Genomic DNA, 26,314 nt, shown 5'->3' on the forward strand with positions numbered 1-26,314 from the left:
TAAGCCAACGCGATTACAGCTCAACCACAACGCTCATGCCCATGCGTAGCTCAGGCTCTGGCTGGGTAGGGCGAGCTTCCACTTCAAATGTGCGAAGATCAAAACCTTTCGATGCGTCAGTCGCGCGCCATGTAGCAAAATCACCCATTACAGCAACGTGAGTCACTTTAAATTCAACGTCTTTATCCAGCGCTGGTAGGTACGCTTTAAAGGTCGTGCCTTTGGTAAAGTGTTTGAGCAAGTCTTCGCGTACGTTCAGTGTCGCCCAAGAATCTTGCGTATCAATAACCGTCACAACCGGGAAGCCTTGAGGTGCAAGTTCGCCGCTTTGCAATAGAACTTGAGAGACTTCACCATCAAACCAACTGAAGATTTGCGTGTCTTTGGCGTACGCTTCTACTTCCGCTACTGCGCCAGCCGCCATGCGTGCTTTCTCTGCTGCAGCGACTTTGGTTTCGCTACGCGCGCCTTCTTTTGCCATGTTGTACATTTGGAATGCAGCGCTTTCGGTGTATTTCGAAGCTTGCCATTGCGTCATCGCTTCATCGCGTTTTTGCTCTGCGACTACACCATCTTTATAAAGGTTGTTTACACGTTGGTAGGTTTTCTCCATCAAATCTGCAGCCGCTTTCGCTTTCAACCATTGGTCTTTTGCGGCTTGAATTTGTTGCTCACGTGCGCCTTTTTCTGCTTCTAATGCCAGTGCGCCAGCGGCTTTTTCACCCGCTTTTGCTTGCTCCAGTTTTGCTTCGATTTCTGGGCTGTGAAGGGTAAAGATCAACTGACCTTTTTCGACATCATCGCCTTTACGTACCATGACTTCATCAATACGACCTGGGACTTTAGAAGAGATGCTGTACTGCTGCGCTTCAATCAACCCTTGTAAACGTGCTGGTTCTGGTTGATACGCTTGGTAGAACTGGTAACCAACCCAAGAAGCGACACCCAAAGCGCAAAGTGATAGTAGAGCGGGTTTTAGAGATTTTGCTGCCATGACTTATTTTGCCTCTTTGGATGCTGATGTTGGAACGTAAGCAGTGTGTTGGTATTGAGCAAAGCTGTTCATTTCGCTGCTCAGTGCTAATAGTTTGGTTAAAGAAATCAGATAACGGAAACGTGCTGCTGATTGCTGTGTTTCTACGCTGGCGACATACAGTTGCGCGTCGACCACATCCAAAGATGACGATAAGCCCTGAGTGAAGGCTTTTTCGCGCAAGCGCAGGTTCTCGTCTGCAAGGGCGATGCTCGATTCTAGACCTTGCACTTCATCAATGGCTTGTTGCGCTTCTAGATACGTCTTTTGTACCAGAAGTGACAAATCTTGCTTCGCTTGTGATTTTAGTGCATCGACTTGGGTGACCATGCTTTGCGCCGCTTTTACTTTTTCGCTGCGACCAGTGGATTCGATCAGCGGGATGTTTACGCCCACACCAACTAACCAATCCGGTTTCATTTGGCTGGCAAGAGAGTCATCTTCATACAGGCTGTAATCACCGTATAGGTAAACTTCTGGGTAGTATTTGCCTTTCTCGGCTTTGATTAAGCTTGATGCTTGTTTGTGTTTGGCATCCAACAAATCTAAGCCTGGGTAGGTCAGCAGTGTTTGATCAACAAACGCGTTCAACGGCGGCAGGTTATTGTTGATAAACAGCGTTTCTGAAGGTTCTACAGAATCGTTCTGCGCTAAGATCTTGCCAAGAGCCGCTTGCGCGATACTCAGATCACTGGCCGCTTTGCGTGTTTCGACTTTGGCCTTGTCTAATGAGGCTTCGGCTTGAAGGCGTTCAACGTGGGCGATTTGGCCTTGTTCTTCCATCTTAATCGCAAAGTCACGGTGTTTAGTTAAGCCTTTTTCTACCGCTTGTCGTGTTGCTAATACTTCTTTTGCTAGGACAACGGAGAAGTAGTACTTGGACAGGTCTTCGAAGCGGGCTTGTTGCTCCATCGCGAGCTGGCTTTTCGCCTCATCCGTTTTACCTTCTGCTGCTGATTGAGCGGCATTGATTCGACCACCTGTAAAGATTGGCCAAATAGCACGAATAGAAGAGGAGAAGATGTCACGTTCAGTGATCGTCGATGTGGTATTCGCAAGCGCACTAAAAATAGGTTGGAAAACAGGTGGCACGCTAATGTGTTGCCCAGTGCTATCGAGAATTTGCTGTCCAGACAAGGTGACGTCCGTATCTAAACGCGTGTAGTTTGCGCCGATGCTTACTTGCGGTAAGTTGAGGTTATCTGTCGCGCTTTGTTGGTATTCATAACTTTCTACGTTGGCACGTTGCGCTTTAAGGGAATAGTTGTTTTCTAACAACACTTTCCATGCATCATCGAATGTGATGGGAGCCGAGTGGCAGGCAAGAGAAATCGAGCTGCTTAGAAGGCCCAAAATCCAGAACTTTCCGGTTTGTTTCATAGTGGCTACTTTGCTTTAGAGTATTAGCTCTAATATAAAGTATTCATTAGAAAGTGTTAAGTGATTGGATAAAAGAATTGTTGGAGAAATGTTGCGCCCAATTAAGTGGGGCTTAGTTGGGCGCAGCGTTATTACGTATTTTCTACTGTTTCACTTCATGGAAGGGCAGTGAAATTCTGCTCTCCACTCAAGCTGACGAGAACCTCGCATCGTATTCAGCAAGTCTTTACCACTCATCTGTGGGAATGACAGCAGCACCTTAAGATCGGCGGAGCTAGTATCACTCTTTTCATAAGCCCTGACGTGTGTAAACGTTGAATACATATTCTCTGACAGCATGGCCTTATTCAGGCAAATTCCAAATGTATCGCGTTCCATGTTTTGGTGTTCCTTCTAACTATAAAAGCACCTCTGTTTATAGTTATTGCAGTGCAGATGGTGTCTAAGTGTTTGTCCTACAGTCAGTATTTGTATTTTTATCAATGTGTCTTCAAACTTTCTGACGCAAGTGCTGAGCGTTAAATAGACTTCCAGTTGGCTGCTTTCTTTGTTCGAAGCTCTAGGAGGCTTCTTGACTAAAAATTATACGACGGAAAGTCTAAAAACGCCTCAAAAACCGCTAAATTTGGTGTGATCACGTTCAAGATTTGGATGGCAATTTATGTATGATGTTGAATAAATAACAACATTATTTTGCTAGCGATATGATTTGTTTTTGATATTTCACGGCGGCTATAAATTGAGCGTTGAGACTGCGGTTAAACGCGCCGTGATTCAAAGTGACGAAGACACCGAGTTGGGCAGTTTCACCAAGTTGAAAACGTTGCTGTTTTTTGCGGAGTGTCAGAGTTTTAATCAACGATGGTCGCTAGATTAGACTCAAGTATTCCCATTGCATTTCTTCGCTTCTCTCATTTTTAAGCGCTAAAGGTACCAGCTTCATGACCACGAATTCTTATAATTTCACCACAACGTTAGATCGAAAAAACAGCTTTGCTGCAAAGACAAACCACCAGATAGTTAAAGATTTTTTAGGGGTGAATTATTACGATGACACCATTTCCCTCTGGGTGGCTGATATGGATTTTGAGTGCGCGCCAGCAATCACTCGCGCACTGACTAACCGAGCGATGCAAGGCACCCTGGGTTACACGCAACAGACTGAGCCGTATTATGACAGCATCATCAATTGGTATGGCCGACGTCATAATATGTCGATTGAGCAAGATTGGATTGTGTACAGTGCCGGAACCGTATCTGCGGTTCGTAACGTGATTCGGGCCTTCAGTAAAGAAGGGGAAGGCGTCATTATTCAGCCTCCGGTGTATTACCCGTTCCAATTGCAGATTCAAGAGACCAATCGTGAAGTCGTGCGTAACCATCTGATTAAAGATCAGAACAACCAATACAGCATCGATTTGGTGGACTTTGAAGAGAAGTGTAAAGACCCGAACAACAAGATCTTTATTTACTGTAACCCTCATAACCCGACTGGCAATATTTGGTCTGCGGAAGTCACGCAGTCTCTTCTCAAGATTTGTGCAGACAACGATGTGCTGTTTTTCTCGGACGAAATACACGCGGATTTGATTCGCAAAGGCAGCTCGTTTACTTCTGCCCTTAACTTGGAACACAGTGAAAATACCATCATCGCAACGGCGGTAAACAAAACGTTTAACGTCGCTGGACTGCATATTACGAACTTGGTCATCAAGAACGCATCGCATAGGGAGACATTGAACAACTACACAGGAAAGGTGGGCATTTCTCCGTTTGCGTTGGACGCGACGATTGCCGCATTCAATGAAGAAGAGCAGTGGGTGGAAGAGGTCAATAACGTCATCGACACGAATTTGGATTTGATGGCGTCTTTCATTGAGCAACGCATTCCAAAAATCCAATTTTATGTCCCTGAAGCGACGTATCTGGCGTGGCTAGATTTCTCTGAGTTTGGGTTAGAAGAAGCCGAGTTGCTTAATCTATTGGCTGATGAAGCGCACTTGGTTCTAGAAGGTGGCAGCATGTTTGGCGAAATGGGACGAGGCTTTATTCGCATGAATGTGGCTTGTCCGACTGCAGTGATTGAGGAAGCATTGGAGCGTTTAGAGCGCGTTTTTGCTTCTCGATAAAACCAACAAGGTCAGGTGAGATGCATGAGCGCCTGACCGCTTATCTTTCTGTTTCTGCGTCTTATTTCATCAAGTTTTTTCTCACTTTTGAAGTGCTTGTGCTTCTGCTCGCTTAGTTATTAATCGGAAACACACGAGATCATTTCGTTCGTTCACAGATTTGTCATTTAGTAAAAGCCTCATTGTTAACTCAGTGTTAATTTAGAATAAGTCTCCACAGTGACGTGGAATGTTCGCAACGGTAAGGGATGTATCAATGAGTTGGAGTTCAATCAGCTTTCGTAAGCGCATGCTCATTATTATGACGTTATCGGGTTTGATTGAACTTCTTATCCTTGTGGCTGCCGGCTTTACTTACCTTAAGTTCGATCAAGAACAAGAGATGGGTGAAAAAGCACTGGGCGTTGCGCGTTTCTTATCGACATCCCACATCGTCATCGAGATGATCGAATCTCAAAACCCTGAGCCATACCAACAGCGATTTCGTGAAATGACCGATGCGTTAGGTGCTGCGTTTATTGTTATCGGCGATAAAAATGGTGTGCGTCTGATTCACCCCGTCGACGAACGTATTGGCAAGCCGATGAAAGGCGGTGATAACCAAAGAGCGCTGGTGGAAGGACAGTCCTATATCTCAACGGCTCAAGGTTCATTAGGCTATTCCGTTCGTGGTAAAGCGGCGATTTTTGACCAGCAAGGCAACATCATTGGGGTAGTTTCTGTCGGTTATCTGTTAGAGCGCCTGCAAGACCGCATCGAGCCGTTTCTTGCTTTTCTCATTGTAATGGCACTGGTTGTGGTTGCAGCCAATGCTGTTGTCTCTAACTATGCGTCACGTAAGTTCCAACGAGCGATCATGGGCTTTGAGCCGGAAGAGATTGGTCGTTTATACGGTGAATTGGATGTGACGATGAGCACCATTAAAGAAGGGGTGCTCAGTGTTGATGCGCAAGGTGTATTACGCTCAATCAACCGTAGCGCATGCCAAATTCTGGGTATTGAACGAGAAACCGCGCTCAACAAACCTTTGACCGATACGCTCCGAGATAGCGACTTGTATACGGTGTTAGAAACAGGACAAGAAGATCACGACATCGAGATCTTCCTCAATCACAAACGCTTAATCGCAAACCGCTCCCCGATCTTTGTGGATGGTAAAATCGTCGGCGCCGTATCGAGTTTCCGTTTACGTGATGAAATCAACGAACTCACCGAGCAACTTTCGCAAACCAAAGAGTACGCGGATTTGCTTCGCTCACAAACGCATGAACACAGAAACAAGCTCAACACCATTAGTGGCTTGGTTCAAATGGGTGAGCTAGAAGCGGTGCAGCAGCTTATTGGGCAAGAGACGGCGCACTACCAAGCGATGATTGAGTTCTTGCGAGACACCATTAAAGATCCGCTTATCGCTGGCATGCTTTTAGGCAAGACAGAACGAGCCCGGGAGCTTGGTTTGCAGCTGGTGGTCGAAGAAGGTAGCCGTCTAGAACCGCTACCGGAATGGCTCAACGCCGAAGATTTGGTGACCATTCTTGGCAACCTTGTTGATAACGCATTTGACGCAACTTTGTCTGCTATTCGTGTCGAATCTGCGTTTGCGTTAGAGCGTCGCAGCATTGATGTTTCGATCAGTGATTACGGAAACGAAGTGATTTTAGAGGTGGTCGACCAAGGTTGTGGGCTACCGGAAAACATTGAGCCACAAGAGCTCTTGAAAAAGGGCATTTCAACTAAGTCGCGTCAGAATCGAGGGGTAGGGCTACACCTTGTGAATCAACTGGCGACACGTTATCACGGTTATGTTGAGATGCTACCAAATACAGGACATGGAACGAGAATTACCGTGTATTTGCCTAAGGAAGAACAAGTATGAATACGGCAACGCGAGTCATGATCATCGAGGATGATATTGCCATTGCAGAGCTTCACCACAAGTATCTGAGCCAACTCTCCGGTTTGGAAGTGGTGGGCATTGCAACGACACGGATGGAAGCAGAAATGCAGTTAGAGATCCTTAAACCAGACCTGTTACTGATGGATGTTTATCTACCAGATGGAACGGGGTTGGAGATTCTCAATACGCTGCGCTCAAACAATCAAACTTGTGACGTGATTTTAATTACCGCGGCGAGAGACGTGGACACGCTTCAACAAGCGATGCGAGGCGGGGTGGTTGATTATCTACTCAAGCCCGTTATGTTCCCTCGATTAGAGGCGGCATTGCAAAAGTACATATCTCAACGTCAACAGCTGAACGTTGCAGAAAGCTTAGACCAGAATTTGGTTGATAAGATGCTGCAATCAAATACAGGATCAGACAATGCGCCACAACGCTTACCAAAAGGAATCGATGGCGTAACTCTAGACAAGATTCGTGCTTTGTTTGTTGGAGAAGGCATGTTTACGGCGGACGAAGCAGGCGAGCAGATTGGTGCCAGCCGAACAACGGCCAGACGTTATCTTGAATACCTCATTAGTTCGGGTGAACTGGAAGCCGACTTAAACTACGGAACCGTAGGGCGACCAGAGCGCAGTTATAAAAAAGTGATAAGGTAATCATTGTCGTTTTAACTCATAAAGTGGTGGCTTTTATCTAGCCATCCTTTCATTTCTAAGTATTAACCACTACCTCTCTAGCTGCTTTCCGATAGAACGCTCGGTTATAATTCATTAAGTATCATTCTCAACGAGTTGCGAATTGAGGAGTAAACTCCACCTGAATCGCATTACTTATGTAATGGATTGCAAATTTGAACATTTATTCTTCAATTTAGAGTTTTTGCTTAAATTTTATAACTCTCGAAAGGTTATTGATTACTTCTTATTATTCAATGCTTTGTTGCGTATCGTGTAAATTATTTAAACGTTTGCACCACCAAGTGTTGATGTAAATCAAATAGTCGTAGACAATACGCCCCCGTGTCGGAAATCTCCTCCGCAGAGTGCAAGGTTGTACTCGAGAGACATAAGCGTTCTAAACGACCTACAAATGTTGAAATCCAGACTACGTTTAAGGGGCTCAGCAGTTGCAGTGATTTGGGACTATAGGCTTTACCTATCAACGTAATAGGTAAGACCAATTTTCTATTTTGGGGTGCCATTGATAGGGTTGGCTCAATCCTTTTAGCCGTATCCGGGCACACAATAAGTACCTCGTTTTTAAGGGAAAGATGATGGTAATACCAGAAAACAGCAGCATCGTTATTTTTGGTGCTTCAGGCGACCTTACATACCGTAAGTTAATTCCTGCTCTATACCACCTCTATGCGAACAAACAGCTTCCAGAGAATTTTGCCATTCTTGGCGTAAGTCGTACTGAATACAGCGACGATTCTTACCGCGAAAAGCTGAAAAAATCGCTTCAGGAAATGGAGAAAACTGAGCCAGAAACGCTTAATGCATTTATCAACCACCTGCATTACCAAGCAATCAATACTTCTGACACACAAGATTACAGCAAGTTGGCGACTCGTTTAGACCAACTGGCAGACGAATACCAATTCGAACAACGTAATACGCTTTTCTATCTTGCGACGCCACCAAGCCTTTACAGCGTGATCCCTGCAAGCCTTGCAGCACACGGTCTGAACAACGAGGAAGATGGTTGGAAACGCCTGATCATCGAGAAACCTTTTGGTTACGATCTTGAATCAGCGCGTACGTTGGATAAAGAAATTCACGAGCACTTCCAAGAGCACCAAATCTACCGTATCGACCACTACCTAGGTAAAGAAACGGTTCAAAACCTGCTTGTTCTTCGCTTCTCTAACGCGATGTTTGAGCCGTTGTGGAACCGTAACTTCATTGATTACGTGGAAATCACAGGCGCAGAATTCTTAGGCGTAGAAGAGCGTGGCGGTTACTACGATGGCTCAGGTGCGGTTCGCGACATGTTCCAAAACCACTTGCTACAAGTGTTAGCAATGGTGGGTATGGAGCCGCCTGCACAAATTAATGCTGACGCGATGCGTGATGAAGTCGTGAAAGTGCTTCAGTGTCTTAAACCACTGGATGAAGACGCACTTCGCAACGACCTTGTATTGGGTCAGTACACGGCGTCTGAAGTTCGTGGTCAACAACTCCCAGGTTACCGTGAAGAGAACGGCGTAGCAGACGATTCTCGTACTGAGACTTACATCGGTCTGAAAGCTTACATCAACAACTGGCGTTGGAATGGCGTGCCTTTCTACGTACGTACAGGTAAGCGTCTACCGACTCGCGTGACAGAAGTGGTTATCCACTTTAAACAAACACCACACCCAGTGTTTGGACAAAACGCACCAGAGAACAAGCTGATTATTCGTATTCAGCCAGACGAAGGCATCCAAATGAGCTTTGGTCTGAAAGAGCCGGGCGCAGGCTTTAAAGCGAAGGAAGTGAAAATGAACTTCCACTACGCTGATCTGCAAGAAACCCAAATGCTAACTGCTTATGAGCGTCTACTTCTTGATGCCCTAAACGGTGATGCAACGCTATTTGCTCGTAGCGATGCGGTTGAAGCGTGTTGGAAATACGTGCAACCAATTCTAGATTTCAAGCAAGACCCACAAGCGCTATTCGGATACGCATGTGGTACATGGGGACCGAAAGAAGCGGACGACTTGCTACAGCGAGCTAACCGCGCATGGCGCTTCCCTTGTAAAAACCTAACAGATACGGACTACTGCGAACTATGATCAACCATAAGATCTACCAAACAGCAGAGCAGGTAGTAGAAAGCCTTGCTAACGACATGAAAGCGTTTAGCGAAATGGGCCGACCTGTTCACATCTCTCTTTCTGGCGGCAGCACACCTAAAATGCTGTTTAAGCTATTGGCAACAGAAGCTTACGCGACGTCAATTCAGTGGCAAAACCTACACTTCTGGTGGGGTGATGAGCGCTGTGTTGCTCCTGATGACGCAGAAAGCAACTACGGTGAAGCAAATACGCTACTATTTAGCCAAGTGAACATTCCAGCTGAGAACATCCACCGCATTCGTGGTGAAGACGAGCCAGAAGCTGAAGCACAACGCTTTGCGAAAGAGATGGCAGAAGTGATTCCAACTGAAAATGGCACTCCTGTGTTTGATTGGATCTTACTTGGTGTTGGCGCAGACGGTCATACCGCATCGCTGTTCCCAGGTCAGACAAACTACGATGATGAGAACCTATCAGTATTGGCTTCTCATCCTGAGTCTGGTCAGATTCGTGTATCGAAAACGGCACGCGTATTAGAAGCAGCGAAGCGCATCAGTTACTTGGTACTTGGCGCTGGTAAAGCAGACATTATCGAAGAGATTAACAGCTCACCAGCACGCGTACTTCCATATCCGGCAGCGAAGATCCAAGCGAAAGCGGGTCTGACGGAATGGTATTTAGATTTAGACGCAGCGGCAAAAATCGCTTAATGCGGCCGCTGGTCGAATAAAAGACAATTGGAGAGAAACAATGAAAGGTGATATCGGTGTAATCGGCCTTGCTGTAATGGGTCAAAACCTTATCCTAAACATGAACGACCACGGCTTTAAAGTTGTGGCTCACAACCGTACTGCTGCTAAAGTAGACGAGTTCCTGGAAGGTCCAGCGAAAGGCACAAACATCATCGGTGCATACTCTCTAGAAGAACTAGTAGAGAAGCTAGAAACACCACGTAAAGTGATGCTTATGGTTCGTGCAGGTGACGTTGTTGACACGTTCATTGACAACCTAATTCCGCTTCTAGACGAAGGCGACATCATCATCGACGGTGGTAACACTAACTACCCAGATACAAACCGTCGCGTAGCACATTGCCGTGAGAAAGGCATTCACTTCATCGGTACTGGTGTATCTGGTGGTGAAGAAGGTGCACGTTTTGGTCCTTCAATCATGCCTGGCGGCGCGGCTGAAGCTTGGGAAGCGGTTAAGCCAATCTTCCAAGGTATCTCTGCAAAAACTGACGCTGGCGAGCCATGTTGTGACTGGGTTGGTAACGACGGTGCTGGTCACTTCGTTAAGATGGTACACAACGGCATCGAATACGGTGATATGCAGCTTATCACTGAAGCTTACCAGTTCATGAAAGACGGTCTTGGTATGTCTGCAGACGAGATGCAAGCAGTATTCGCTGATTGGAATAAGACTGAGCTAGACAGCTACCTTGTTGAAATCACTGCTGACATCCTTGGCTACAAAGATGAAGACGGTGAGCCTCTAGTTGAGAAGATCCTAGATACAGCTGGCCAAAAAGGTACTGGTAAATGGACTGGTATCAACGCACTAGACCTAGGTATTCCACTAACGCTTATCTCTGAGTCTGTGTTCTCTCGTTGTCTATCTGCACTGAAAGACCAACGTGTTGAAGCTGAATCTCTATTCGGTAAGACAATCACTCCAGTTGAAGGCGACAAGCAAGAGTGGGTTGATGCACTACGTCAAGCGCTACTAGCTTCTAAGATCATCTCTTACGCTCAAGGCTTCATGCTAATGCGCGAAGCGTCTAACGAAAACGGTTGGGACCTAAACTACGGTAACGTAGCTCTAATGTGGCGTGGCGGTTGTATCATCCGTTCTGCATTCCTAGGCAACATCCGTGATGCGTACGAAGCGAACCCAGATATCGCATTCCTAGGTTCTGATGAGTACTTCAAAAACATCCTACAAGGCAGCCTAGCAGCATGGCGTAAAGTAGCAGCGAAATCTCTAGAGTCTGGTATCCCAATGCCATGTACGATTTCTGCGCTATCTTTCCTAGACGGTTACACAACAGCTCGTCTACCAGCGAACCTGCTTCAAGCTCAACGTGACTACTTCGGTGCTCACACTTACGAGCGTATTGACCGTCCACGTGGTGAATTCTTCCACACTAACTGGACTGGTACAGGCGGCGACACAGCGTCTACAACGTACGACGTTTAATTCGCAGTCAGTAAGCTGATCAAAGCAAAAGGATGCCCAAGTGGCATCCTTTTTTATTACCTGCAATTCATGAGAGAAATACTACTAAAACCAACAGTTTCACAATGATTTGAAGTCAAACGCAGTTCTCGCAAATGGAGAAGAACCTTTCATCACTATCCTTAAAATACTTCTCAACATCAGGTTTGGGAATAAGAGTATGGCAAGCGATAGATTTCAGTGTTTGAGCAAGAGAAACAAGGCACAGAGAGATAGCTGCCTGAAACATATAAAAGAAAATGAGCTGGATATTTATGTTCCAGACAGTAAAGCGTTTGTTGATTTATGGGCTTTCGAAAAGAGTGCCAAACTAGCAGTTGATGGTATCAATCAAGAGATTGTAAGTCGAAAATCGATAAGCCAGTTCCAACGTTCTACCACCAAGGCGATTTTCTTATGATAGAACAGAAGCACCCAGTGCATTTGGCTTTGGTTTTGGGAATGTTTATTTTATTGGGCGTGTTCTCATTTTATCGTTTATATGAGTATGTCACGTTGGAATCTCTTCAGCATCAAATAGGCAGCAACTTTTCAGTCATATATTTAAGTACATCTCACATGGTGAATATCAGTGGTTTGATCCTAATGCCTACTTTAACGTTATTCATGGCCTCTCGTGTTATTTTTAAATCTTCGGCTATGTCTGTTAAATGGATAGGTTGCGCAACCGCAATTGCTTTACTCGTTGCTATTCCTGGAAGGTTAATTGAGTTTGGGCGATTACAAAACATCGCAGAGATTAACGGCTATTCGGCATGTCCACCTTTTACGCTTGCTTCAAGCGGGATGTTTGTAGAGGCCATGGTGAAAGAACGAAGATATTGCATAGAACCAGAAATCAATCGCCTCGGAATGTATGGTTACTATCACGAGTTGGAGAGAATCGATAAGTTCATCAAAGAGAATATGAGCACCAATTCGGATGGATGATATGAAGTAACTCAAAGAGCGCCTAAGCGCTCTTTTCTTTTACATTGCCTTTTGGGTGATGGCCGAATCTGTCATTCAAGTAGAGAAGTCCACTGACGAAAAGTGCCACAACGGAAACCGTAAAGAGGGCATACATACTTAATACCCAAGCGAATGTGGCTGTCAGAAAGGCAATGAAGGAAAACATTCTGCTGAATGACATTACATGACCTAATTTTTTACTTTTCATAACGCCTCCCAGAGCTTAGTGGGTAGAGCCAGAGTGCTTTCACTCCGCATTTGTATTGTCTCTTTTTTGCTCAGAAAATGCCCAAAAAGTGGGCTAAATATTTCTCAAAAAAGATTAAATATTGACCTGGTAGACAGTTTTTAATAGCCAATTGTTGTGAGTTTCATTGCATAGCGTTTTGGACAGCATTTTTGATTCTGTTGAGCGTCAAAAATGATTTTTATCTTTGGCTAAAGTAAATGCATCCCAACTGAAAACGCAGGAAACTCTTATGTTAAAGACTCAACTTAAACGTGTCGCATTGATTACCAGCCTATTGGTTTCATCATCAGTGATGGCAAGCACAGGCGCTTACAACACTGACATTCCATCAAGCATCATGACACCTGATAAGGTTGAAACCAGCATTGGTACTCTGAATTTCAAGGATGGCGTGCCAAGCCAACAAACCATGGATATGCTGTACGACAATCTCGATACCATGCGTGCGACAGAAGTGTTTATGAACGCGATTCCTATGGCCTCTATGGAAGCGTTGAGAGTCGGGCATGAGAAGATGGGGCTAACGAATTCAAATCAGGTGATGCTGTTTGATGATCTGATGGATTCAAACCCTCTATTTTTAACGGGAAACACGGATACGGTTTACGCATCGGCGTTTCTTGATTTAGAACGTGATGGTCCAACGGTTGTGGAAATCCCACCGGGCATGGGGCCAACTACAGTCAATGACGCCTTCTTCCGTTTCGTGACCGATATGGGCGTTGTCGGTCCAGATAAAGGTCAGGGCGGTAAATACCTTATCTTGCCACCAAACTACGAGGGCCCAGTACCTGAGGGTTACCATGTTTCGCAATCGACAAGTTATACCAACTGGTTTATTGCGCGTGGCTTCCTGAAAGATGGTAAGACGGATGCCGCAGTGAACTCATACCACACAGGTTTGAAGATTTACCCACTGGCGAAGAAGGGTGAACAGCCGAAGATGGAGTTTATCTCTGGTAGTGGTAAGTCTTTCAATACTATCCATGCGAACGACGACCATTTCTATGATGAAATCAAAACGGTGATCGACAAAGAGCCGATTGAGTTCATCGACCCAGAAATGCGTGGTTTGATTGCGACTATCGGCATTCAGAAGGGCAAACCATTTGCACCGGATGCTCGCATGCAAAAGATCCTTGAAGATGGTGCTGCTATTGGTAATGCAACGGCACGTGCACTGATGTTTAACCCACGCACCGAGAATGCATATATTTGGAACGACCGTAACTGGAAGACCGCATTTATTGGCAACGACTACCAGTGGTTAATTGAAGAAGGTAACGGTGGACGAAACCTAGATGCACGTACCTATTTCTTCTACATGGCAACGGTTAACACGCCTGCAATGGCATTGAAGATGGTTGGTAAAGGATCGAAATACGCGATTGTTGATAAGTCTGCACAAGGCGAGTACTTTGATGGCGGCAAGAATTACAAGCTGACGATTCCTGCCAATGTGCCTGCGAAGAACTTCTGGTCTGTGGTGGCTTACGATACGCAAACACGTTCGGAGCTACAAACGAGTCAACCATTCCCAAGTAAGAACGACAAACGTGATGAGATGATTGCTAACTCAGATGGCTCGATAGATTTGTACTTTGGCCCGAAAGCACCAAAAGGCAAAGAAGCAAACTGGATTCAAACCGCACCCAATAAAGGTTGGTTCACCATCTTGCGTGTATATGGTCCACTAGAACCTTGGTACGACGGTACTTGGAAACCAAGTGATATCACCGAGGTTAAATAAGATAAGAGCTTAAGTCCTAGAAGCGGAAGAAGTAAGCCGACCTGTTTATTGGTCGGCTTTTTTGTATTCGTTGACGATGTGGCAATTGAATTAAGTGGATTAGCTAAGCGCTCGTTTAATAAAGGCTTCTACTTGCGCAATGATTGGATGTTGGTAGAAGGCACGATGGTACTGAATACCTACGTCAAACATCATGGGTTTACCTTCTAACTTCAAAGGTAATCGACGAATGCCTGCGGGCAACTCTTGATCTTCGATGTACATACCGACAAATACATACGGGCTGACTTTGACGCAATCTAGCGCAGCACTCATGGAGGAGACCGTCAGTTTTTGTTCTAGATTCACGCCAGTTACCTTACGCATTCGCTCGTAATAAGCGCTCACATCGAGCGATCCCATTGAGACGCGCACAGTATCTAGGTTCTCCATATCGCTCAGCTCTATTTCTTGCTGTTGACTGAGTGGGTGTTGATCATTGACGTAAGCGAAAATGGGAACGGAGCTGACTTTGCGTTCTACCATCCTTTCATTGAGTTCATTCGGAAAACCACCAATACCAATCGCGACAGCACCACGTTTGGGGTTTTCTATGCTTTCAATCGACCAATCAATAAAGGCGATCTTAGGCTTTTGTTCTTCTGTTGTGAGGGCGGTGACCAAAGGAATCGTCAACATGGCAGAAAGAGGATTGATAATACTGAATAGGTATTCGTTAGCATGCTGATTCGCATTGTAGCTTTGTGCCAGTTGCGGTATCTGCTCAAGTTGTTCTAACGGCTCGCTTATGGCTTCACATAGCTGCTGGCAAAGGAGAGTGGGGGTGTAGAACCCTTTCTCCGCATTGAACAGTTCGTTATCAAATCGCTGGCGACATTCGGCGAGTTGTCGAGTAAAAGTCGCTTTGCTGATGTCGAGGGTGTGACACACTTTCGCCTGCGTTTTTTGCTGGCTGAGCAGGTAAAGAAAGCGATACAAATTTAAATCAATGGTATTTTTCACGAAGTAAGCGCCTCAAAACATTGAGCTTTAAGTATCAACGCCTCTCATCCTCTGTTCCAATAAAATCTGCATCATTTTTTTCTTTTGTGACATAGAGTTAGCTCGTAAGGGTATGGTGTGTCAATACTGATATCGAAACTAAGATTACGTAAAAGATGAAAAACAGTGTTAGGTAAGCCCTTGATCTCCTCCTATAATTAGCTTGCATATGGAGGATGTTTAGTAGTCAAACATCCTCTATTTTTTGAAACCTACAACAAGGAACCGGCATAAGTCGTTTTTGCTGGTGTTGTTTACATTTACCAAGAAGGTGATTTAACACTATTAATTGAGGTTCTTACGATGACTCTTAACAAGTACTTTGTTTTCATTCCGGCAGATATGGATCAGGAAACGCACAAGGAACAGAAAGTGAATTCTGAAACGGAAACTCAACGTCAGGCATTAGTAAAACAGGCGCAGCAAGAAGGCGGACTGTAAGGCTAGGTTTCAAAATGAGAAGAGCACCCAAAGAGGTGCTCTTTTTTTATCTTCCACATTTTATCATTTCAGCATACCAAGGCTCTTGAGCTTGCGATAAATGGTATTGCGGCTCAGACCCAGCATGCGTGAGGTTTTACTGATGTTGCCTTGGTTTGCTTGGTAGGTTTTCACCAACTTATCTTCCACAGTCGTACGCATGTCTCTGGTTTTTGACATATCCACTTGTTCGATAGCGTTTGTTTGGCTTAGCTTTTTGGCAAGGTGGTTCGGTACGTGGCTAAGCTCGAGTTGCACTTCTCCTTGCGCCATCAAGGCTGACACTTTGATTAAGCTGTCGAGCTCACGCAGATTCCCCGGCCAACCATAGCCCAACATTAATGACAGTAGGTGAGGGCAAATGCTTTGTTCAGACTCGGCGTGACGACGATGAATGTTCTCAATCAGCGCTTGTTTGTCGCTACGTTCTTGGAAACGAGGCAATTCGACGATGAGTCCGTTTAGGCGGTAATAAAGATCCTGACGAAATTCACCTTGTTCGACTAATCGCTCTAAGTCTTTGTGTGTTGCGGCGATGATTTGTGTATCCACTTGGATGGTTTGGTTTGAGCCGACAGGCAACACGGTTTTGTCTTGGAGAACATGCAGCAGTCGGCTTTGCGCTTCTAATGGTAAGTCTGCGATTTCATCTAAGAACAAGATGCCTTTGTGCGCTTGACGGATCTTACCTTGGTAGCCTTTGTTGTTTGCTCCGGTGAAGGCACCTGCGACATAACCAAACAGTTCGGATTCGACCAAGTCTTTCGGTAGCGCACCGCAGTTCACGGAAACCAAGGGGCCGTTTTTTCTCTGGCTGTTTTTATGCAGAGCTTTAACGAACTCATTTTTACCTACGCCCGTCTCGCCAAGGATCAACAAGCTAATGTCTTTATCGATAACGCGATTGGCTTGCTGCCAACTGTGCTCGACGGTGGTGTCGCCGTAATGCAGGTCATTCGAGGCAGAAATGGCACGGGATGATGCTTTTCGCTCCGATAGTGGCTGAGTTTTGAAGACTAAAGATTGGTTACTGGCAGAATCGTCGAGTATGGAGGCGAGTTGTTGTCCAACAACGTTGGTTTGATCCAGCAGTTGTGAGGCGACTTGGTTATGAGCCAGAATCTGACCCTCTTCATTGGCGATGATGATGCCTTGCCAACCGCTATTCAGTAGACCTTGCTCACAGGCTAAATCCACTCGAATATGCCCTTGAGGAATTTGGTTGAGCAGTTGATTCTCCACTTGTTGAACCATGTTTTGCACTAAAACCTGTGTTGAAAAGTCATGCTTCTTTTGTTCACTGGTGATGTCCAGAACCCCAATTAAGTTACCCAAATGATCAAAGATAGGGCTTGCTGAACAACTGATGAAACGGTGATGTTGTATGAAGTGTTGGTCTCCAATCACAGAGACCGGTGTTGCTTCTACTAATGCTGTACCAATGGCATTCGTTCCTTTGAGCTTTTCTTGCCAGCATGCACCAGAACTGAGAGCAATCTCTGTCAACTTTTCACGGAATTTAGGTTGTCCCCAACTTCCAATGATCACGCCCTCCGCATCGGTCAATATTAGGCGACTGTCGCTGTGCGCAAACAACTGGTTAAACAGGGGCAGAGCGAATTGTTTTACCGAATCGATCAAGAAATTGAGCTGGTGGCGTCTGTCTTCAAGAAACGCGGAAGTTACGCGAATATCGTCTGGCCGACGTCGCTGTTTTAAACCGGCTTGCTCACTTCTGTCCCATGAAGTGGAAAGCCAATTGCTGTTGGTAATGTGTTGAAGTTCCATGACTGTACCATTTTGTCACAGTGAGGGTGTGCCATTTTGGAACACTTGAACACTGGTGTTCACACCATACATCCGCTCAAACGTCACTCACTTGGTTTGTTATCGCTTGGTAATCATAGTTTTACATTTAATTAACAACAAGACGCGCGTTGTTGGCATGTGACTTGAGTAATGAAGTGAACAAAACAACAGAGTTGAACACTCGGTTGTTTAAAACAAAAAACTGAACGAGAACAAAAGGAAGAGTTATGATTTATGCACAGCCAGGTAGTGAAAATGCCATCGTTAATTTCAAATCGCATTACGACAACTACATCGGTGGCGAATGGGTAAAACCAACGGGTGGTGAATACTTCGACAATACATCGCCAATCAATGGCAAAGCGTATTGTAAGGTGGCTCGTTCCGGAGAAGCAGACATCAACCTTGCATTGGATGCTGCACATGGCGTAAGAGCGCAATGGGCGAAAACCAGTGTGACTGAACGTTCGAACATCCTACTTAAGATTGCAGATCGCATTGAGCAACACCTTGAAGAGTTGGCTGTGGCAGAAACATGGGAAAACGGCAAACCCGTCCGTGAAACGCTAGCAGCAGACTTGCCTTTGGTCGTCGACCACTTCCGTTACTTCGCAGGTTGTATCCGTGCTCAAGAAGGCAGTGCGGCTGAGTTAGATGAGCATACCGCAAGTTATCACTTCCCTGAGCCGATTGGGGTTGTTGGGCAGATCATCCCTTGGAACTTCCCAATGTTGATGGCAGCTTGGAAGTTGGCTCCAGCATTGGCTGCGGGCTGTTGCGTGGTGCTTAAACCTGCCGAGCAAACGCCGACTTCGATTCTCGTTCTGATGGAAAAAATCGGTGATCTTCTGCCTGCTGGCGTGGTGAACGTAGTCAATGGCTTTGGCTCGGAAGCAGGGCAAGCACTGGCGACGAGTAACCGAATCGCTAAGTTGGCATTTACGGGTTCAACGGAAGTCGGTAACCATATTCTGAAATGTGCCGCAGAGAACCTTATTCCATCAACGGTTGAGCTTGGTGGCAAATCTCCAAATATCTACTTCCCAGATGTGTTTGATCATGAAGACGAATACCTAGATAAGTGTATTGAAGGCACTTTGCTTGCGTTCTTCAACCAAGGCGAGGTGTGTACCTGTCCATCACGTGTGTTAGTGCATGAGTCTGTGTACGACAAGTTTATCGCTAAAGTCGCAGAACGCGCGCAGACAATCAAGCAGGGTAACCCACTCGATACCGATACTCAGGTTGGGGCTCAAGCCTCGCAAGAGCAGTTCGATAAGATCCTGAGCTACCTAGAAATCGGTCGCCAAGAAGGCGCGAAAGTAGTGTTTGGTGGCGATGTAGCGAAACAAGAAAAAGACTTGGAGCAGGGCTACTACATTCAACCGACTTTGTTACAAGGTCACAACAAGATGCGCGTATTCCAAGAAGAGATCTTTGGCCCGGTCATCGCAGTGACCACCTTTAAAGATGAAGCGGAAGCACTAGCGATTGCCAATGACACGGAATATGGCTTGGGTGCAGGTGTGTGGACGCGAGACCAAAACCTTGCTTATCGCATGGGACGAAACATCGAAGCAGGGCGTATTTGGATTAACTGCTATCACGCATATCCTGCACACGCTGCGTTTGGTGGTTACAAGAAATCAGGTATCGGCCGTGAAACCCATAAGATGATGCTTGATCACTACCAGAACACGAAAAACCTACTCATTAGCTACGACGTCAATCCGCTAGGCTTCTTCTAAATAAATCGCCTTTTAAGGCAACAGAAAAAGCAGTAAAACAAAGCCCCGAGTTTTCGGGGCTTTTTATGTTCACTTATGCGGTCGCGCAAGGGTAATCGGTGTAACCTTTTTCATCACCGCCGTAGAAGGTGGAATGCGCATCGTAACCAACTGGCGTTAGCTCGATGCCGTTTTCCACGCGGTAGACGAAGTCTGGGTTAGTGATGAACGGTTGGCCGAATGCCACTAAATCCACTAAGCCAGAGTCTAGCAACGCTTGGCCTTTTTCTGCGGTGAGTTTACCTGCAACCATGATTGGGTTCGGGTACACCTCGCGAACTTGTTTGCGAAAGGCATCCGTTGCTTCAGTGTAGTTAGAGATATTCTCACTGAAGTGAATGTAAGCAAGGTTCATCGGTGCAAGCTTCTCTAGTGCCTTCACTGTTAACTCAACAATTTCGTCATCAACGATGTTTGAACCTTCGGTAACGAAAGGAGACAGGCGGATAGCTGTTTTATCGCCGCCAATTTCTTTTGCGATCGCTTCGGTCACTTCCAACATAAAGCGCATACGATTCTCTTGAGAGCCACCGTATTGGTCATCACGTTGGTTAGATGCTTTGCGCATAAACTGATCAAGTAAGTAACCATGAGCACCATGGATCTCAACGCCATCAAAGCCAGCTTCCATTGCGTTTTTTGCCGCTTGCACAAAATCTGCAGTGGTTTGTTTGATGTCATCTTCATTCATTGAGCGTGGCATTGATGTTTCGATCATACCAAACCCGCCTTCTGGAAGAGGGCCAAATACCATGTCTGGTTCTTTGATTGCAGAAGCCGATACAGGTTGTTCGCCAGCGATCGTGTCGTGGCTGCGACGACCAACATGCCAAAGTTGAATAAAGACTTTACCGCCAGCCTTATGTACCGCGTCGGTGGTCTTTTTCCAGCCTTCAATGTGTTCTTGAGTGTAAATACCCGGTGTCATTGAGTAGCCGCGACCTACTGCTGAAATTGGTGCGCCTTCAGTAATGATCAAACCTGCTGTGGCGCGTTGTTGGTAATAAGTCGCCATCATATCGTTTGGCACGTCGCCCGGTTGTGAAGTGCGTGAGCGAGTCATTGGTGCCATTGCGATGCGGTTGTTTACAGCAAAATCGCCGAATTTGAATGCGTTGAAAAGTGCGTTGCTCATAAGAAGCTCCTATTTCGAATTACCCTCAGTCTACTCTTTTGATGATTTGCAATTAACGGCAGTAATGGCAAAAGGCTTTTGTTAAAACAACAAAAGTCGAAAAACTTCACGATCTTTTTCATGTAATTAAAACTAAAGGCTTAAGCGGTTCATAATTGCTTACCGATCAAAGCCTTTTGCGGCGTCGTGATTATTCTCAGGATGTGATCTCGAACGTTATCAACTTGTTAACGGTTGCTATACTTATCTGGCCATAAACAAAGGAAAAAATAAGGACGTTCAATGTTAAAGCTCAAGCAAATTGCTGTCGCGGCTTCTCTGGCTGCACTAAGTGCAAGTTTTTCAGTTTCTGCTAAAGATACGTTCGTAACCATTGGTACGGGCGGTGTAACTGGCGTGTACTACCCAACGGGTGGTGCTATTTGTCGTTTGGTGAACAAATCACGTGCTGATCATGGTATTCGTTGTTCAGTAGAAAGTACCGGTGGTTCTATCTACAACATCAATACCATTCGTGCAGGTGAGTTGGATTTAGGTATCGCTCAGTCAGACTGGCAGTACCATGCTTATAACGGTACGAGCAAGTTTGAAGATAAAGGACCATTCAAAGAGCTTCGTGCAGTGTTTTCTGTACACCCAGAACCATTCACCGTTGTGGCTCGTAAAGACGCGAACATCAAATCGTTTGATGATTTGAAAGGTAAACGCGTTAACATTGGTAACCCTGGCTCTGGTCAGCGCGGTACGATGGAAGTGCTGATGAAAGAGTACGGCTGGACGAATGACGATTTCAAACTCGTATCTGAGTTAAAAGCATCAGAGCAGTCTAAAGCGCTGTGTGATAACAAGATCGATGCGATGATCTACACAGTAGGTCACCCAAGTGGTGCGATTAAAGAGGCGACTACCTCTTGTGACAGCAACATCGTAACGGTAGCTGGCCCACAAGTTGAGAAGTTGGTTTCTGATAACAGCTTCTACCGTATCGCAAACGTACCGGGTGGCATGTACCGCGGTTCAGAAAACGATGTACAAACCTTTGGTGTAGGTGCAACGTTTGTTTCTTCAACGGCAGTGCCAGACGAAGTGGTTTACAACGTAGTGAAAGCGGTATTCGAAAACTTTGACGATTTCCGCCGTCTACACCCAGCATTCGCCAATTTGAAGAAAGAAGAAATGGTGAAAGATGGTCTATCTGCGCCACTTCACCCAGGTGCTGAGAAGTACTACAAAGAAGTAGGTTTGATTAAGTAATCTCTAGTCAGAACCAATAAAAACGCCATCGTAATATGCGATGGCGTTTTTGTTTGTGTGCTATTCGTGCTTGGCTTTGGTTATATCGTGGTATTGAGTTAGGCATATACATCTACGAAGAAGTAAATGGTAATCGCGATAGAAGAGAGGGCAACGAAGCCTTTTACGTGACTGGGATTTAATTGGCGAGATACACGCGCTGCCAAGTAACCACCCACTAATGTGCCAACCATCACAACGCTCCCTTTGGTCCAATCGATTGAACCGTTAGCGACAAAAATCACGATGGCAATCAAGGATACACAGGTCGAAACCAGCAGCTTAAGCCCATTCATTAGGTTGATGTCTTGGTGTCCTGCAACCACCAAATAACTCAACACGATCACGCCCAGTCCCGCGTTAAAGAAACCACCGTAAGCAGAAACTCCAACTAATAGCAGGCTCAAAGCAATTATGCCTAAAATGCCCGCGTGTTTAGTCTCCTTGGTCAGAGATTTAATCAACGCTGTCATGCGTGAGCCAGTCAAAAAGAGTACGGTTGCGAATAACAGTAGCCATGGAATCGCTTCAAGAAAAACAGATTCTGGCGTATTCAGCAGAAGATAAGCACCGACAGCGCCACCAATCAAACTGAAAGAGATAGTGAAAGCCAGCTCTTGCTTGTTCTTCATGATTTCTTCGCGAAAGCCGACTGCACCACTGATGTAACCTGCGCAAGAAGCATAAGTATTCGTCGCATTCGCCATGATGGGAGGCACGCCAACCGCCATTAATGCAGGGAAGGTAATGAAGCTACCACCACCGGCGACGGAGTTCATGATCCCACCAACGACGCCCGCAGCAAACAAGAGAGCAAATTCCAGCAGCATAAAAAATCCTTTTTTGTTCTTATAATTTTTGTGTCTGAACGGTTAACACTACGCAACTCACCCAAAGAAATAAAGTAACGATTAGTCCAAGAAAAAAGCCACCGCAGAGGGTGGCTTGGTTTCAAAGGTCTATCTTGAGGGAGAGATAGAATGCTTATTGCTCAACTTTCATTGGCTGTGCTTTAAGCTTTTGAAAGAGTTTTACAAACAGGGGGCTGCCAAGTACCAATACCGCAAGCACTGTGAATGTCAGCGTGATTGGGCGTTCCCATAAGAAGCTCAGTTCTCCGTCGGAAATCATCAATGCACGGCGCAGGTTTTCTTCCATTAATCCACCAAGGATAAAGCCAAGCAACAGCGGTGCGAGAGGGAAGTTTGCCAGCCTTAGTGCGATGGCAGCCATTGCCACAAGTAACATCACAAACACATCCATGGTGTTGAAAGAAACCAGATACACACCGGTGATAGAGAAGAACAGAATCATTGGCAACAACACGGTTCTTGGTACTGCAAGTAGCTTCGAGATGTATGGGATCAACGGTAGGTTAAGAATCACCAACACAATGTTGCCGAAGTACATGGAGATAATTACCGACCAGAACACATCCGGGTACTCAACAAACAGGCGAGGGCCCGGTTGAATACCGTATGCGATTAAAGCACCTAGCATGATTGCGGTTGTACCAGAACCCGGGATACCAAGAGTCAATAGAGGAACGAAAGAACCACTTGATGCTGCGTTGTTTGCAGACTCTGGAGCCACCAAACCTCGGATGCTGCCTTTACCAAACTGTTCTTTTTTATCCTTTGGAGCAAGATTACGTTCCATGCCGTAGCTTAAGAAGGCGGCGATGGTTGCACCTGCGCCCGGAAGCACACCAGTAAAGAAGCCAAGGATTGAAGAGCGAATAGAAACCGGTGCTACTTCTTTGATTTCTTCCTTGGTGACTTTCATCGAGCCAATGTTGCTCAGCTTATCTTGTTCTTCATCACGAGTGTCCTCGGAAGGCTTCAAAATACCCATCAACGTTTCACCAAGCGCAAAGGTCGCCATTGCTAACAATAGGAAGCTGAAGCCGTCCATTAAATCCGTTAGACCAAAGGTGAAGCGTTCAACACCGACGCCTTTATCAATACCGACGGTAGATAGCATCAAGCCTAGGATAGTCATCATCCATGCTTTGATCACTTGTCCTTTGCCAGCGAACGCAGCCACTGCGGATAAGCCAAGAAGCATTAGCGCAAAGTAGTCAGAAGATTGGAAGCTTAACGAGACGTTAGCCAATACAGGTGCCGCCACAAGCAGCATTATTGCTGAAAGCGTGCCACCAGTGAAAGAAGAGTAAGCCGCCAGTGCAAGTGCTTTACCTGCTTGTCCTTTCTGCGCCATTGGGTAGCCATCAAACGCGGTAACTACGGTTGAAGAACAACCCGGCGCGTTGATAAGAATAGAAGAAGTTGAACCACCAAATACCGCACCATAGTAAACACCTGCCATCAGAATCAGACCCGACGACGGATCCAAACCATAGGTGATAGGGATCATCAGAGCGATGGCAGAAATAGGACCAAGCCCCGGTAGCATGCCGATAAACGTACCAACAAAACAGCCAACAATCACCATCATGATGTTCATTGGCATCACGGCGGTGGATAAACCTTGCAGAATTCCATCTAACATAATTCAGTCCTTTCTTTTGACTACCAGATGGTGAAAATCAGACCAGGCTCAAGGTAGATATCCAGACCTTGAGTGAGCAACAAGTAAAACGCGATAACGAACGGGAATGAGGCTCCAAACAACACCGACTTACGTCGTTCGCCAAGAAGGTAAAAGCCCGCAATCAGGAAGAATCCTGTCGCTAATACAAAGCCGATGTAAGTCAAACCCAGACCATAAAGCGCCATCAAAACTAAAAAGGCGATGAGCAGTTTCCAGTTGAATGACATCACAGCGCCGCTTTGTTTATCGGGCTGACCAGTGACCAATAGCATAAGCGCTAAACCAATCCCGACGTAGGTCAGAATGGTCGGTAAGGTGCGAGCCGTGAAGGGTTCGTATTCATCCCCCGGAAAGAGAGGGATTTGCGTAGTTTGGTAGCCATAGCATAGGCAAAACAACAAAAAGATCATCGCACCGACACGATCGCGGCACAGCAAATTCTCTTTGGTAAAAATATTGGTTGAATGAGACATATCCAACTCCTAGAACAACAGGAAAAGACCGTATATGGGCGTTAATGAAGAAGGGTCAAGTCATTAACAATTAAGCATCTCGTTGCTAGTCGAAGTGCTTAGAACCAATAAACAAAGGAGTTTTTACTTGTCGATTATCGACAATGCCCATATACGGTGAAATTAGAGTGCAAATACAACTGGGGCCAGGGATAGCCAACCCCATAAACTCGGATGGGAGTTATTACTTCTTAAGGAAACCTAATTCGCGCATTAGATCGCCCATTTGCTGCTCTTGCTCTTCTAGGAACGCGAAGAACTCTTTATCCGCTTTGTAGTTGTCAATCCAACCATTGCGGTCACGAACAACTTGCCATTCGTCCGTTTTGTACATTTTGGTCAGAGCTGCGTTCCATTCGTCGAGCTTAGCTTGGCTTGTGCCAGGAGCGGCAAAGAAGCCACGCCAGTTCGCGAACACAGTCTCATTGCCATATTCTTTCAGGGTAGGGATGTTTGGTGCAGCGTCTAGACGTTTTGGTGCCGTGATCGCCAGTACTTTTACCTGACCAGATTTCGACATCTCTAATACTTCGCCAAGACCGGTTGAAAGCAATTGTGTTTCGCCAGATAGAAGCGCTGCCATTGCTTTGCCGCCAGCATCATACGCGATGTAGCGAACTTTACGTGCGTCAAAACCTTCGCCTTTAAATGCGGCTGCGACAACTAGGTGATCCATCGAGCCTCGAGCAGAACCGCCAGCGATTTTTACTTTACGTGGGTTAGATTCGAAATCTTTGACCACATCTTCCCATGTGTTGTACTTCGAATCCGCGGAAGTCACGATAGCGCCGTAATCAGCAATCGTTGCGGCTACTGGCGTCAGATCTCGGAAAGATTGCGGGAAGATACCCGTCAGTGAACGAACAACGATTGGAGTTGAGTTCACCATCAACGTATCAGGTTGGCGCTCAGCGGTTTCGATGAGGTGTGCAATGGCTTTACCACCACCGCCACCAGAGAGGTTTTGGAAAGAGACATTCTCAACGATGTCGGATTTAACCAGAACATCACCTGTGCCGCGAGCTGTCATATCCCAACCGCCACCAGCACCACCAGGGATTAGGAAATGGAGCTTTTCAACATCAGCAGCAAAAGCGTGGAAAGAAAATGAGGCTGCAATGATGGATGCGGCGAGCTTTGGTTTGAGTACCTTTAACATGTTTCACGTTCCTTATGTTGGTGACTCTCTTGTTTTGAAGAGCCTTATTATTTGTTCTCCTAACGAGGTAGGGTGACTCGCTAGTGATGAGCCAAAGGTTAATAAGGTGTTAACGTGATGTCTCTAATGCGT

At 45.9% G+C, this 26,314-nt stretch carries 23 protein-coding genes; 12 read left to right on the forward strand and 11 right to left on the reverse strand.

What is annotated here, in order from left to right; genetic code table 11:
- Window positions 1-13: 13 nt before the first annotated feature.
- From ATB78_RS09885 to ATB78_RS09895, 3 genes are all read right to left on the reverse strand, one after another.
- Entirely contained in the window at window positions 14-994 is a 981-nt protein-coding gene (locus ATB78_RS09885; protein WP_005442193.1) for a biotin/lipoyl-binding protein, read from the reverse strand.
- A gap of 3 nt (window positions 995-997) precedes the next feature.
- A complete protein-coding gene (locus ATB78_RS09890; protein ID WP_061008563.1) occupies window positions 998-2,413 on the reverse strand; it encodes a TolC family protein in 1,416 nt (471 codons plus the stop codon).
- 150 nt (window positions 2,414-2,563) lie between these two features.
- Window positions 2,564-2,791 (reverse strand): hypothetical protein, encoded by a 228-nt coding sequence (locus ATB78_RS09895; protein ID WP_012128083.1) that lies wholly within the window; start codon window positions 2,789-2,791, stop codon window positions 2,564-2,566.
- A 563-nt stretch (window positions 2,792-3,354) separates the two neighbouring features.
- On the opposite strand from ATB78_RS09895, the gene ATB78_RS09900 reads away from it, so the two are divergent.
- From ATB78_RS09900 to ATB78_RS28290, 8 genes are all read left to right on the forward strand, one after another.
- Window positions 3,355-4,542, forward strand: a complete 1,188-nt coding sequence (locus ATB78_RS09900) for a PatB family C-S lyase (protein WP_061008564.1) — start codon at window positions 3,355-3,357, stop codon at window positions 4,540-4,542.
- 256 nt (window positions 4,543-4,798) lie between these two features.
- A complete protein-coding gene (locus tag ATB78_RS09905) occupies window positions 4,799-6,418 on the forward strand; it encodes a sensor histidine kinase (protein ID WP_061008565.1) in 1,620 nt (539 codons plus the stop codon).
- Complete coding sequence (locus tag ATB78_RS09910) at window positions 6,415-7,101, forward strand: response regulator (RefSeq protein WP_020197499.1); 687 nt, start codon at window positions 6,415-6,417, stop codon at window positions 7,099-7,101. Before ATB78_RS09905 ends, ATB78_RS09910 begins: the two co-directional genes overlap by 4 nt.
- Before the next feature lie 617 nt (window positions 7,102-7,718).
- Window positions 7,719-9,221, forward strand: coding sequence for a glucose-6-phosphate dehydrogenase (gene zwf / locus ATB78_RS09915; protein ID WP_038894102.1), 1,503 nt, complete (start codon window positions 7,719-7,721; stop codon window positions 9,219-9,221).
- Window positions 9,218-9,934, forward strand: a complete 717-nt coding sequence (gene pgl / locus ATB78_RS09920) for a 6-phosphogluconolactonase (protein ID WP_041060009.1) — start codon at window positions 9,218-9,220, stop codon at window positions 9,932-9,934. Before zwf ends, pgl begins: the two co-directional genes overlap by 4 nt.
- A 40-nt stretch (window positions 9,935-9,974) precedes the next feature.
- Entirely contained in the window at window positions 9,975-11,423 is a 1,449-nt protein-coding gene (gene gnd / locus ATB78_RS09925; RefSeq protein ID WP_005442184.1) for a decarboxylating NADP(+)-dependent phosphogluconate dehydrogenase, read from the forward strand.
- A 199-nt stretch (window positions 11,424-11,622) separates the two neighbouring features.
- Entirely contained in the window at window positions 11,623-11,862 is a 240-nt protein-coding gene (locus ATB78_RS09930; RefSeq protein ID WP_061008566.1) for a hypothetical protein, read from the forward strand.
- Complete coding sequence (locus tag ATB78_RS28290; protein ID WP_033006658.1) at window positions 11,859-12,392, forward strand: hypothetical protein; 534 nt, start codon at window positions 11,859-11,861, stop codon at window positions 12,390-12,392. Before ATB78_RS09930 ends, ATB78_RS28290 begins: the two co-directional genes overlap by 4 nt.
- A gap of 22 nt (window positions 12,393-12,414) precedes the next feature.
- Here the strand turns inward: ATB78_RS28290 and ATB78_RS09940 are convergent, their stop codons facing one another.
- Entirely contained in the window at window positions 12,415-12,621 is a 207-nt protein-coding gene (locus tag ATB78_RS09940) for a hypothetical protein (protein ID WP_020197504.1), read from the reverse strand.
- Window positions 12,622-12,892: 271 nt separating this feature from the next.
- Here ATB78_RS09940 and ATB78_RS09945 point away from each other — a divergent pair, with 271 nt between their 5' ends.
- Window positions 12,893-14,413 (forward strand): DUF1254 domain-containing protein, encoded by a 1,521-nt coding sequence (locus ATB78_RS09945; protein ID WP_061008567.1) that lies wholly within the window; start codon window positions 12,893-12,895, stop codon window positions 14,411-14,413.
- 99 nt (window positions 14,414-14,512) lie between these two features.
- Here the strand turns inward: ATB78_RS09945 and ATB78_RS09950 are convergent, their stop codons facing one another.
- Complete coding sequence (locus tag ATB78_RS09950; protein ID WP_061008568.1) at window positions 14,513-15,415, reverse strand: LysR family transcriptional regulator; 903 nt, start codon at window positions 15,413-15,415, stop codon at window positions 14,513-14,515.
- A 342-nt stretch (window positions 15,416-15,757) separates the two neighbouring features.
- On the opposite strand from ATB78_RS09950, the gene ATB78_RS29845 reads away from it, so the two are divergent.
- On the forward strand, window positions 15,758-15,895 hold the full coding sequence (locus tag ATB78_RS29845) for a hypothetical protein (RefSeq protein WP_009704374.1): 138 nt from the start codon (window positions 15,758-15,760) through the stop codon (window positions 15,893-15,895).
- Window positions 15,896-15,958: 63 nt separating this feature from the next.
- Here ATB78_RS29845 and ATB78_RS09955 read toward each other — a convergent pair whose 3' ends face one another.
- Window positions 15,959-17,722 carry a sigma-54-dependent Fis family transcriptional regulator gene (locus ATB78_RS09955; protein WP_061008569.1) on the reverse strand — a complete coding sequence of 588 codons (1,764 nt, stop codon included), beginning with the start codon at window positions 17,720-17,722 and terminating at the stop codon, window positions 15,959-15,961.
- A gap of 248 nt (window positions 17,723-17,970) precedes the next feature.
- On the opposite strand from ATB78_RS09955, the gene ATB78_RS09960 reads away from it, so the two are divergent.
- Window positions 17,971-19,491, forward strand: coding sequence for an aldehyde dehydrogenase family protein (locus ATB78_RS09960; protein ID WP_061008570.1), 1,521 nt, complete (start codon window positions 17,971-17,973; stop codon window positions 19,489-19,491).
- A 73-nt stretch (window positions 19,492-19,564) separates the two neighbouring features.
- Here the strand turns inward: ATB78_RS09960 and ATB78_RS09965 are convergent, their stop codons facing one another.
- Entirely contained in the window at window positions 19,565-20,665 is a 1,101-nt protein-coding gene (locus ATB78_RS09965) for an alkene reductase (protein ID WP_061008571.1), read from the reverse strand.
- 282 nt (window positions 20,666-20,947) lie between these two features.
- Between ATB78_RS09965 and ATB78_RS09970 the strand changes: the two genes are divergently transcribed.
- The gene (locus ATB78_RS09970) at window positions 20,948-21,919 is read left to right on the forward strand and encodes a TAXI family TRAP transporter solute-binding subunit (RefSeq protein ID WP_061008572.1); all 972 of its coding nucleotides are present in this window, start codon (window positions 20,948-20,950) and stop codon (window positions 21,917-21,919) included.
- Window positions 21,920-22,017: 98 nt separating this feature from the next.
- Here ATB78_RS09970 and ATB78_RS09975 read toward each other — a convergent pair whose 3' ends face one another.
- The 4 genes from ATB78_RS09975 to ATB78_RS09990 form a co-directional block, all read right to left on the reverse strand.
- The gene (locus ATB78_RS09975; RefSeq protein WP_061008573.1) at window positions 22,018-22,788 is read right to left on the reverse strand and encodes a sulfite exporter TauE/SafE family protein; all 771 of its coding nucleotides are present in this window, start codon (window positions 22,786-22,788) and stop codon (window positions 22,018-22,020) included.
- A gap of 154 nt (window positions 22,789-22,942) precedes the next feature.
- Window positions 22,943-24,469: a tripartite tricarboxylate transporter permease gene (locus ATB78_RS09980; RefSeq protein ID WP_061008574.1), complete on the reverse strand. Its 1,527-nt coding sequence runs from the start codon at window positions 24,467-24,469 to the stop codon at window positions 22,943-22,945.
- 20 nt (window positions 24,470-24,489) lie between these two features.
- Complete coding sequence (locus ATB78_RS09985) at window positions 24,490-24,984, reverse strand: tripartite tricarboxylate transporter TctB family protein (RefSeq protein ID WP_005530996.1); 495 nt, start codon at window positions 24,982-24,984, stop codon at window positions 24,490-24,492.
- 223 nt (window positions 24,985-25,207) lie between these two features.
- On the reverse strand, window positions 25,208-26,182 hold the full coding sequence (locus ATB78_RS09990) for a tripartite tricarboxylate transporter substrate binding protein (protein WP_061008575.1): 975 nt from the start codon (window positions 26,180-26,182) through the stop codon (window positions 25,208-25,210).
- Window positions 26,183-26,314 lie beyond the last annotated feature (132 nt).

The organism is Vibrio sp. CUB2 (assembly GCF_001557945.1).
Classification (GTDB): Bacteria; Pseudomonadota; Gammaproteobacteria; order Enterobacterales; family Vibrionaceae; genus Vibrio; species Vibrio owensii.

Excerpts from the sequence above, each read along its gene's own strand:
- ATB78_RS09885 (WP_005442193.1), bottom strand. The coding sequence starts at position 994 with ATGGCAGCAAAATCTCTAAAACCCGCTCTACTATCACTTTGCGCTTTG.
- ATB78_RS09890 (WP_061008563.1), bottom strand. The coding sequence starts at position 2,413 with ATGAAACAAACCGGAAAGTTCTGGATTTTGGGCCTTCTAAGCAGCTCG.
- ATB78_RS09895 (WP_012128083.1), bottom strand. The coding sequence starts at position 2,791 with ATGGAACGCGATACATTTGGAATTTGCCTGAATAAGGCCATGCTGTCA.
- ATB78_RS09900 (WP_061008564.1), top strand. The coding sequence starts at position 3,355 with ATGACCACGAATTCTTATAATTTCACCACAACGTTAGATCGAAAAAAC.
- ATB78_RS09905 (WP_061008565.1), top strand. The coding sequence starts at position 4,799 with ATGAGTTGGAGTTCAATCAGCTTTCGTAAGCGCATGCTCATTATTATG.
- ATB78_RS09910 (WP_020197499.1), top strand. The coding sequence starts at position 6,415 with ATGAATACGGCAACGCGAGTCATGATCATCGAGGATGATATTGCCATT.
- zwf (WP_038894102.1), top strand. The coding sequence starts at position 7,719 with ATGGTAATACCAGAAAACAGCAGCATCGTTATTTTTGGTGCTTCAGGC.
- pgl (WP_041060009.1), top strand. The coding sequence starts at position 9,218 with ATGATCAACCATAAGATCTACCAAACAGCAGAGCAGGTAGTAGAAAGC.
- gnd (WP_005442184.1), top strand. The coding sequence starts at position 9,975 with ATGAAAGGTGATATCGGTGTAATCGGCCTTGCTGTAATGGGTCAAAAC.
- ATB78_RS09930 (WP_061008566.1), top strand. The coding sequence starts at position 11,623 with ATGGCAAGCGATAGATTTCAGTGTTTGAGCAAGAGAAACAAGGCACAG.
- ATB78_RS28290 (WP_033006658.1), top strand. The coding sequence starts at position 11,859 with ATGATAGAACAGAAGCACCCAGTGCATTTGGCTTTGGTTTTGGGAATG.
- ATB78_RS09940 (WP_020197504.1), bottom strand. The coding sequence starts at position 12,621 with ATGAAAAGTAAAAAATTAGGTCATGTAATGTCATTCAGCAGAATGTTT.
- ATB78_RS09945 (WP_061008567.1), top strand. The coding sequence starts at position 12,893 with ATGTTAAAGACTCAACTTAAACGTGTCGCATTGATTACCAGCCTATTG.
- ATB78_RS29845 (WP_009704374.1), top strand. The coding sequence starts at position 15,758 with ATGACTCTTAACAAGTACTTTGTTTTCATTCCGGCAGATATGGATCAG.
- ATB78_RS09955 (WP_061008569.1), bottom strand. The coding sequence starts at position 17,722 with ATGGAACTTCAACACATTACCAACAGCAATTGGCTTTCCACTTCATGG.
- ATB78_RS09960 (WP_061008570.1), top strand. The coding sequence starts at position 17,971 with ATGATTTATGCACAGCCAGGTAGTGAAAATGCCATCGTTAATTTCAAA.
- ATB78_RS09965 (WP_061008571.1), bottom strand. The coding sequence starts at position 20,665 with ATGAGCAACGCACTTTTCAACGCATTCAAATTCGGCGATTTTGCTGTA.
- ATB78_RS09970 (WP_061008572.1), top strand. The coding sequence starts at position 20,948 with ATGTTAAAGCTCAAGCAAATTGCTGTCGCGGCTTCTCTGGCTGCACTA.
- ATB78_RS09975 (WP_061008573.1), bottom strand. The coding sequence starts at position 22,788 with ATGCTGCTGGAATTTGCTCTCTTGTTTGCTGCGGGCGTCGTTGGTGGG.
- ATB78_RS09980 (WP_061008574.1), bottom strand. The coding sequence starts at position 24,469 with ATGTTAGATGGAATTCTGCAAGGTTTATCCACCGCCGTGATGCCAATG.
- ATB78_RS09985 (WP_005530996.1), bottom strand. The coding sequence starts at position 24,984 with ATGTCTCATTCAACCAATATTTTTACCAAAGAGAATTTGCTGTGCCGC.
- ATB78_RS09990 (WP_061008575.1), bottom strand. The coding sequence starts at position 26,182 with ATGTTAAAGGTACTCAAACCAAAGCTCGCCGCATCCATCATTGCAGCC.